Consider the following 7845-nt stretch of genomic DNA (forward strand, 5'->3'; position numbering starts at 1 on the left):
ATCCTTTCATCAGACAAAGACCGACTAATCCTCTTCTTCCTCAATATCCTCAATCCCTTCGTAACTCATTTCTGGGAATGAGGCCGATGCCTTTTCACAGGCGGTTTCGACCATTTCTTCAGCATCTTCAGCTGAATCAGCATCGACTAGGAACTTCACGGTGATTGCATACCTCTGTTCCACTCCCGACTCCTTTCTCTATCGTCATGTCGAAACTTTTGATTTAGACATCAGTCATTCCGTACTTTCTGACAGTTACAGTGGTCATGTCAACCGTGTTCAGGACAGCTCGTGAAAGCACATGGCCACACAGTGGAACGAGAAGTCGACGAGACCTCGAGCAAGTCATCAAGAAAGCCGTATGAGAGTGGAAATGCCTGCGTTGTAGCGACTAAGGAAGAATCTACTCGTCCTGTTCAAGTTCGGAGAGTACCGTCTTTAGTTTCGCAAACTCTTCTGGAGCGATACGCGAAAACGCGATTCCAAAACTATTTCCATCAACCCAACGCACAGTGGCTTCGTCGATCCGCAAAGGCCAATCAAGGCCTGGAATGTGGAGTCGGCATTCTAGCTTCGCACCTTGCTCCACCTTCATGTCGCTTTCAATTTTACAACCCCCAGCAGAGACATCCAGAGTTCGCCCCTGTCCTTCCAGCCTTTGACTAGAAAAGGTGCTGCGAAATTGTGTACTGAATCTGGGTTGGACTCGTCGATCCTGTGATCGAGGTTTGAGCGGGATCCGATCGATGGTTTCTGACTTGAAGAAGGAACCGAGCTTTTTCAACGAGGAATCCTCACCCAAAGTTGACAATCTGAGATATACGACAGATCTTTCGCAAACCTAGGAAGACACGAGTGTTTCACCTGGATGAAGCCTCAGCGGGATGTCCTCTATTTCTTTATGGAAAGAAGCATGTGGTCGCGTCGGTTCTGCTGATAGCAGGCCTCACCCCGATCAAAGCAGAAGGGGCGTTCCTTGCCAAACGACACGATCGCCACCTGCTTTAGGTTGACGCCGACTTCGGCGAGATAGTTCCGTGCAGCTTTAGCACGTTTGTCGCCCAAAACTATGTTATAGTCCGCGGTGCCTCGCTCATCACAATGTCCTTCGATTTTTAGCACGGCACCCGGATGATCTTTGAGGTAAGCAGCATCATGATTGAGCGCTTCTATGCCAGCATCAGTCAGGGTCCACTGGTCATAACCAAAGAAAACATCCTGCAAACCCGCTTCCACTGCAGCCTTTTCTTCTTTTGTTAGCTCAGCGCGCTGGCGTGGGGGCAGCCCCGATGGATTCAGGGCCATCGAATATCCGCTTGACGCAAGTCGTTCCTCTGACGGATTACGAGAGAAACCGCTCAATTCACCGGTTGTGCCCCCCCCTGACGTATTTGGAAGCTTCGAACTCGCGCTCCCGGATTTGCCTTCACCGTCAGTTTGGAGCCATTTTGTGCTACAGCCTTGGTTCGACAATAGGACTAGGCCCATCAGTACTACAGTTCCAGATTTCGTTAGTACTCCATTCATAATCATTCTCCTTTGAGCGACATCAAGATTCCGCTGCCCAATAATTTATTGGCAATCGGTGCATTGACTGACCAGTGATGCTCGCCAGTTCATTCTCTAATCAAATATAGCACCGCGATCGAAAAGGGATGTCTTAGCAGAAGACTAGCTGAAGGATTGCAGGATACCTAATCAATTCAAATATTTGACAGGTACCGAGTGGAAGTTCTCTGTTAGACAGAGAACTGAAACTGATCAGCGAAACGCTGACCGACTAGGAAGGAGAAAGAGGTCGATCAAATACCACTACTAGCTTAAACGGATAGACCCCCTCTTGCTCAGCGATACCCTTTCCGATCAGACCAACGGACCGGTTGCAGCACTGCTCCCAGGCCGGCCAGCGCACAAATAAACAATAGCATGCCTAGTGCGATCACGAGGAAAAATGCTGCCCTCACGTCGTGTAAAACGGGGATCATAGTACCTCCCTCTTCTCGCTCGATTTATTGACTGCGCCACCCACAATTACAAATCCAGGGACTCATCAGATCTATCTCCCCAAGTGGTCTACCACAACAGGAACATTGTCTGGTCCAAGTAAACCGTTCTTCTGCTCACAGTATACCGCTTCAATCGTCTGTTGCGCTCTTGCCTTCTATATCGGCAAAACCACTGCACGGGATAACCTCTTTCACGCATAAATGTCATCGTAAATGAAATCCCATTAGGGATCTATCAAGCTTTAGCGGAATGTGCTGACAGGCTCCACATAATCCAACCTAATGAAGCTCCCCGCAGCAAGCTGCGGGGTATCATAGAACTAAAACATTCGGAGTTGCCGGATATCCTCCTGCGGTTGCCCTTGCCGCTGCACGTACCGCTCGACCGTCTGCCCGTTCGCTCTCCCCCTGTCGCCACATCATACCCATCGGTCCAAAATCCCCCCACAGGACCCGTTTGACGGCTGGTTTCCGTCGAAAGAGTTCCCGGGCCGTGAAGCTCTTGAACCTCTGCACATCCGTCCCGAGGCCATTTTCGGATGGCCACTGCAGAGGAGATGGATATGATTCTTGTCCGTTCCAATCGCTTCCCTCTCGACCGGAAACCGCTCCGCCATCTCTGCCGCCGTTTCTTGGATAATCGTGGTCCCCTCCTCATCCAGCAGTGCTTTGCGGTCTTTCACTGGCAACACAAGATGATCGTGGATTGGCCACGCACAGTGTGCTCCCTTACGAAGCTCATTGTCCCTCTGATCCACCATGCGCCAGAGGGTACCAGAAAAGATTGTCCCCGTAGCAAGCTACGGAGGATCACAAATTAAAAATAGGCACAGATAGCGCCAAAGTACAGTGTTGAGTAAGAATTGAACCCGTCAGCCATGGGTTTGAAATAACATCCGAGCATTTACCATCCAGGATCGCAACGAGGGAAGGCTACACAGGCCGACGAATGAAAATCAAGATAGGAATTACGCAACCTTGCAACCATCGGTAACGTACTCTTGGGAAGGGAAAAGGATTAAAACCCGTTCTTAACCATACCCGAGGCAAGTGCCATTTAGGTTCTGTTGACATTCTTTTGATCCAGGCCATGGCCGCGTCTCGATCTCTATCCCACCCATGCGAAAGTCTGATGAGCCCACATATTAAAATAGCGGCTTTTTACCACCAGCTTTGACGATGGCATGGTGAAAGGCTTTCGAAAGACTTTCTAAGGATGCTTGGTCACAGACGGGAACGTATACCTCTCTCTTCTTTTCTGCCCGTTTGTCTTTTGGGTCTCCCTCGTCGTACACCAGCTCCGCGAGGTTCGTGACGACCAACTTGCCGGTTTTTAATTCGTGTATGGGTTTACCCGGTATCGCAAGAGAGGCAAGCCATTCTGTTACACACGCCCCCCGAGTACAGCGCAACCGAATTCCATAAAGGTTGATGTTCTCTCCCTCCCCTTCGCGCTCCGCACTGACGTTGGGAGACAATGCGTTCAAGTCAAATTCGTGAATCGTCTCTAACGGCGATTGGATCGAGAATATGCCGCTCAACTTCCTCCGTTCATTCATACGTGTAATTATTTTAAGAGCAGACGGCTGAATGACAATTACGTCCACCTTGGCCATCCTATCCATATGCCAGAGGGATCCATCCTTAGCGATCATACGTTGCAATCCACTATGCATTGTCGCACATGCTTCCCACGTGTCTTTAATAAATACCAATGTTTCATCCAGTGACGGTCCGTCATCAGCGGCGGGAGAGTCGTTTGATGTAGCCCATACACTCGGCAGACTCGTCGCCAGCATAAGGAAGCAGGTGACCAGCCCGATGCCCGCTTGCCATTTCGCCATCATGATGTTGCTCCCCCATTAGAGTGCGCCGCGATCGTGGTTCTATTTTTGATCTCACCGATGTTTACATGAACATGTGCCCTGTCTTTCCGAAAGATTGGTCTTGCTATCGGTGCTCCTTCACAACTCCATCGGTTGGTCGCAGGAGCTGCAGAAGAGTCGGAACCCAATGCTGATTGCACGCATCCTCAATCTCTAGCAGGCTGCGGAAAAACTCGAGTTATGTGTGCGAGAGAGCCTCATCTGTAGCCCACGCTCCTTGTTATTGAAGGGATGGTTTCTTCCTGCTGTGGAGGCAGGTACAGTGCGGTGTCCAGTCAGACCCCGGTGCTTCATGCGGTGACCTCCCGAAGATTGCGCATCTGCCCCAAGTTATAGACGCCGCGGCGAAGGGGAAAAGCCAGCCGACTCGTGGCACGCCGCGGAGTTTCACCTTCCAGACCAATTCACGGTTCATCCCACCGGAGACTGGCCCCGGTTGTCAATAGTGGACGTCATGAATTGCAGCCTCACGCCGCCGGCTGTTGACGGACCCATTGCTGGACAAACGCAGCGGGCAAGCGATTCCCGAGCCGAGAATGCGGCCGCTGACGGTTATAGACGATTTCGATGTACTTCGAGATCTCGCGCCGAGCCTGCGCACGGGTCTCGTAGCGACGATGATGCACCAGCTCATTCTTCAACGTTCCCCAGAAAGCCTCCATCGGCGCGGTGTCATAACAATTCCCCTTCCGACTCATGGATGGGATCATGCCAAACTGCCTCAGCGTTGCTTGCTACACCGGGGCACATTATTGAGCCCCGCGAACGGAGTGATGAATGAGCCCCGGGGCGGGACGTCTGGTGTCGATAGCCTTCATCCGTGTACCCTGCACCAAGTCCGTCGTCATCCGGGCATCCATCGCATGGCCGACCACCTCACAGGTGTAGAGATCCTTCACGCCAGCCAGATACAGCCACCCTTCCACGGTCGGCACATAAGTAATATCGGTGACCCACGCCTCATTTGGTCGCCTGGTGGCAAAGGTCTGAGCCAACACATTTTCCGCTACCGGCAGCGCATGCGTCGAATCCGTGGTCGTTGTGAACCGGCGGATTTGTTGACAACGCAGTCCCAGTTTCTTGCGTAGTCTTTGATCCGCCCCACCCCAGCAGGGAACCCATCGGCACGCCATTCTGTTTGGAACGGCTCTGGGCCGTAGGTTTGCCGCGTGCGCACATGCGGGGCCTGGATCGTCACTTCCAGATGCGTTCTCCTGGGCGCGCGTCGAGGGGCGGCGGGTGCGCCAGGCATAGTCCCCACTTTGGGACACGTCGAGGACTCGGCTCAACAGCTCTAAATTCGGCCCATGCTGCCCAATGTCCGGACAAGACCGTCAACCTGCACAGTTCTCCCCGATTCGTCAATCGGAAGTTTGTACTTAGGCCTACCGTTTCAGTCAAAGGGTTCCACATGTCGCAGTCTGATCATAGCACCGGTCTTATCCCTCTTCCGTGTTACCTTATCCGGGTCTACCTCATCTTCAGGTTTTTGATATCTTTCTCGCAGTCAAGCACGCACCCCACATCTGGAACAAGGAGTAGTTGCTCACGCTGCGATGGGCTGATGGTGAAGGAACACTCGTTGGATTTCGATTGGACAACCTCGGCAAGAAAGCACAATTCGGCTTAACGGATACGGCCTGATCTCTGTTGTTGATCTGTCACGAGCCCAACCGCGAAAGGAGACATCGCATGAAAAACCGAATGAGTCCCATGCGACACTATAGTCGATTTCCAGTGAGTTGGCGTGTCGTGTACGGAACTTCCGAGCTCGTCGCTGAAGGGACGGTGTTAGACCTCACCATTCGTGGTTGGCGAATTGCGGGAACGATGCCGGTTGTATCCGGTATGCAGATGAGGCTGCGGGTCTGCGTACCTGAAAGGCCAGAACCACTTCATGTCCTACGAGCCACGGTGTTGTGGGTCAACGATCATGAATTTGCAATTGAAGCCGACGAAATGGCACGGCTTGATAAGATCTGGGTTACTGAGTTCCTGAGGAAAAAGCTGGGGCGTATGTGGATGCCACAGGAAGCCGCTCATGAGACCGCTCATCAGGCTGGAAGGGAGGCCTCATATAGGGAGACTCGCCGGTACCCTCTCCGTCCAGTCATTGACGATATTCTGAAACGATTCATAGGCGTGAATACGGTTTCAGCTGACATATCTAATGAGGCGCGATGGAACAGTGACACGGACTTTCACGAAAGTGAAGCCGATGCACAGTGCGATCGCGTGCCGGAGAAAACCTGGCATGAAGCACATCGTATCCTTCGCGGAATGCTCGCCATTAAATTCGCTCATGCCAAGATGAGTCGAGATCTGATTGCCGGCAATTAAGTCTGTCGCGTGATGCGCCGTCTCGCTACGGTAGCTGGACCACAGTGACCGGCAGTGTTCGTCACTTGAGATCCTCAGGCTGTTGGTCCCGCCTTTCGCGTGATATGTCGCGCCGCCTGCATCACCCATAGAATGTCCCAGCGCCTCGAGTTGCTGTCCCTGACCATCGAGGAGAAAGAGGGATAGTTCATTGGTGGCTGTCCATCGGACCTCCACCCGCCTCTCTCACGGTAACAGGACGAGTCATCCCTGAGCTATTTCCGGTGAGTGCTTTCACAATCTGCTCGTCTGCAGCGAACACCAAGCCCTGAGTAGTAGTCCGACGCGGAGAACCGTCGCATCAGCCGATGCATGGCTTGCCGCCCTTCTCTCGGTGTAGATCCATTAGCATGGTACATCCCGGTAGCCGCATCACGTGTTATCCGACAATGAAGAGTCCAGACATCATTCACAGACAGGTGGTTGAGCCCCCTACAGATGCAAGATTGGGTTTCGTAAAAGTTGGGGCATACTTGAGCTTTGATGTTTCCGCTCGTCCATCAACACCTGTTCTCATCCGTTCGCATTTGAAGGAGGTTGCGATGTTCATGTTCATAACACCTCAAGAAGCCGTCTGACGTTCATAGTCGGTACGAAGGTGGTCCGAGAACCCGATTTGGAGTAAGGATGGGTATATTCTTCGTGCCGGGCACGTCGTGGCGCGGTAACGATGCGACAGCCCAGGGTTCTCTCAGACGTCCTTGCCAGAGCGAGGTGCAATGCTTGATGCTGGCTGCGCACGACGGGGTACGTTCGTATTGGACGGTGTATCGGTGAGAGTGACAACGGCTTGAGTGACGGTCAAGGAGACGATTTGTCTAAGCGTTCGAAGAATCGCGGAGGGCCACCCCGACCGGTTATTAATCAGAGTTACAAGATTGCTGACTAACAGTTTGTTGACAAACAGCGGTTTTTGAAGAATTCCTGCATCGAATTCACCGGTTGATTTCTCTGATTATGTCTGGTATGTCGATCATGGGAGTTCGTCTCTCTCATCCCGCTCTTCCGAGCTCCCGCTCCCCGCACACTTTGGGGCTGCCCGCTAGGCCGGAGCCGGGAGCAGGGTCGCCAGCCGCTTCAGATTCAGCAACCAGCCCATCAGATAGGCCTCCTCTCGGACCTGCAGGAGCCCCCGGCGTCGAAACCGCCGGAACCCGTGCCAGCATTTGGCCTCGCCCCACAATTCTTCGATCTTCTTCCGGGCTCGCTGCGAGAGGCGGTAGCCCACCGTCCGGCCCAGCCGCCGCACCCGCTGATGCACCGCCTCCCGTCCGGTCGTCTTGGCCGCAATGTGCGGCCGGATGCGCCGCCGGAAGAGGGCCAGCAGGAATGGCTTCGCAAAATATCCCTTATCGGCTCCCACGGTCTGAATCCGCTGGCGATGCTTCTGATGGAAGGCATCGATCAAAGCGTGCCCGCCTTCCGTCTCTGATGCGGGTCCCCGAAACGTCTCCACATTGATGCCCAGCAAGAACCGATGTCGATTCTCCATCAGCCCGCTATTGGACCAAGAAGTCCTCCACTACTAAGGTAGCCCGCCACAGCGAATGGTGGATAAGCCACGTAACATTACG

General features: G+C 53.1%; 10 protein-coding genes. 1 reads left to right on the forward strand and 9 read right to left on the reverse strand.

Annotated features, from left to right (window positions below; genetic code table 11):
* Positions 1-24 precede the first annotated feature (24 nt).
* From ACOSYY_RS15470 to ACOSYY_RS15505, 8 genes are all read right to left on the reverse strand, one after another.
* Positions 25-183, reverse strand: a complete 159-nt coding sequence (locus ACOSYY_RS15470; protein WP_421663490.1) for a hypothetical protein — start codon at positions 181-183, stop codon at positions 25-27.
* A 220-nt stretch (positions 184-403) separates the two neighbouring features.
* Entirely contained in the window at positions 404-784 is a 381-nt protein-coding gene (locus ACOSYY_RS15475; protein ID WP_421663491.1) for a PilZ domain-containing protein, read from the reverse strand.
* Between the two features lie 107 nt (positions 785-891).
* Positions 892-1305 carry an OmpA family protein gene (locus tag ACOSYY_RS15480; RefSeq protein WP_421663492.1) on the reverse strand — a complete coding sequence of 138 codons (414 nt, stop codon included), beginning with the start codon at positions 1303-1305 and terminating at the stop codon, positions 892-894.
* Between the two features lie 539 nt (positions 1306-1844).
* The gene (locus ACOSYY_RS15485; RefSeq protein WP_421663494.1) at positions 1845-1985 is read right to left on the reverse strand and encodes a hypothetical protein; all 141 of its coding nucleotides are present in this window, start codon (positions 1983-1985) and stop codon (positions 1845-1847) included.
* A 440-nt stretch (positions 1986-2425) separates the two neighbouring features.
* Positions 2426-2767, reverse strand: coding sequence for a transposase (locus ACOSYY_RS15490; RefSeq protein WP_421663495.1), 342 nt, complete (start codon positions 2765-2767; stop codon positions 2426-2428).
* Between the two features lie 384 nt (positions 2768-3151).
* Positions 3152-3853, reverse strand: coding sequence for a hypothetical protein (locus ACOSYY_RS15495; RefSeq protein ID WP_421663496.1), 702 nt, complete (start codon positions 3851-3853; stop codon positions 3152-3154).
* Positions 3854-4359: 506 nt separating this feature from the next.
* A complete protein-coding gene (locus ACOSYY_RS15500; RefSeq protein ID WP_421663498.1) occupies positions 4360-4590 on the reverse strand; it encodes an integrase core domain-containing protein in 231 nt (76 codons plus the stop codon).
* A gap of 51 nt (positions 4591-4641) precedes the next feature.
* Positions 4642-5025, reverse strand: a complete 384-nt coding sequence (locus ACOSYY_RS15505) for a DDE-type integrase/transposase/recombinase (RefSeq protein WP_421663500.1) — start codon at positions 5023-5025, stop codon at positions 4642-4644.
* Between the two features lie 559 nt (positions 5026-5584).
* Here ACOSYY_RS15505 and ACOSYY_RS15510 point away from each other — a divergent pair.
* Positions 5585-6232, forward strand: coding sequence for a hypothetical protein (locus tag ACOSYY_RS15510; RefSeq protein ID WP_421663501.1), 648 nt, complete (start codon positions 5585-5587; stop codon positions 6230-6232).
* A 1081-nt stretch (positions 6233-7313) separates the two neighbouring features.
* Here the strand turns inward: ACOSYY_RS15510 and ACOSYY_RS15515 are convergent.
* On the reverse strand, positions 7314-7763 hold the full coding sequence (locus ACOSYY_RS15515; RefSeq protein WP_421663502.1) for a transposase: 450 nt from the start codon (positions 7761-7763) through the stop codon (positions 7314-7316).
* Between the last annotated feature and the right edge of the window lie 82 nt (positions 7764-7845).

This window comes from Nitrospira sp. BLG_2, from assembly GCF_049222245.1.

Coding starts and splice junctions, on each gene's coding strand:
- ACOSYY_RS15505 (WP_421663500.1), bottom strand. CDS start 5,025: ATGGCGTGCCGATGGGTTCCCTGCTGGGGTGGGGCGGATCAAAGACTA.
- ACOSYY_RS15510 (WP_421663501.1), top strand. CDS start 5,585: ATGAAAAACCGAATGAGTCCCATGCGACACTATAGTCGATTTCCAGTG.
- ACOSYY_RS15495 (WP_421663496.1), bottom strand. CDS start 3,853: ATGATGGCGAAATGGCAAGCGGGCATCGGGCTGGTCACCTGCTTCCTT.
- ACOSYY_RS15490 (WP_421663495.1), bottom strand. CDS start 2,767: ATGGTGGATCAGAGGGACAATGAGCTTCGTAAGGGAGCACACTGTGCG.
- ACOSYY_RS15500 (WP_421663498.1), bottom strand. CDS start 4,590: ATGAGTCGGAAGGGGAATTGTTATGACACCGCGCCGATGGAGGCTTTC.
- ACOSYY_RS15485 (WP_421663494.1), bottom strand. CDS start 1,985: ATGATCCCCGTTTTACACGACGTGAGGGCAGCATTTTTCCTCGTGATC.
- ACOSYY_RS15515 (WP_421663502.1), bottom strand. CDS start 7,763: ATGGAGAATCGACATCGGTTCTTGCTGGGCATCAATGTGGAGACGTTT.
- ACOSYY_RS15480 (WP_421663492.1), bottom strand. CDS start 1,305: ATGGCCCTGAATCCATCGGGGCTGCCCCCACGCCAGCGCGCTGAGCTA.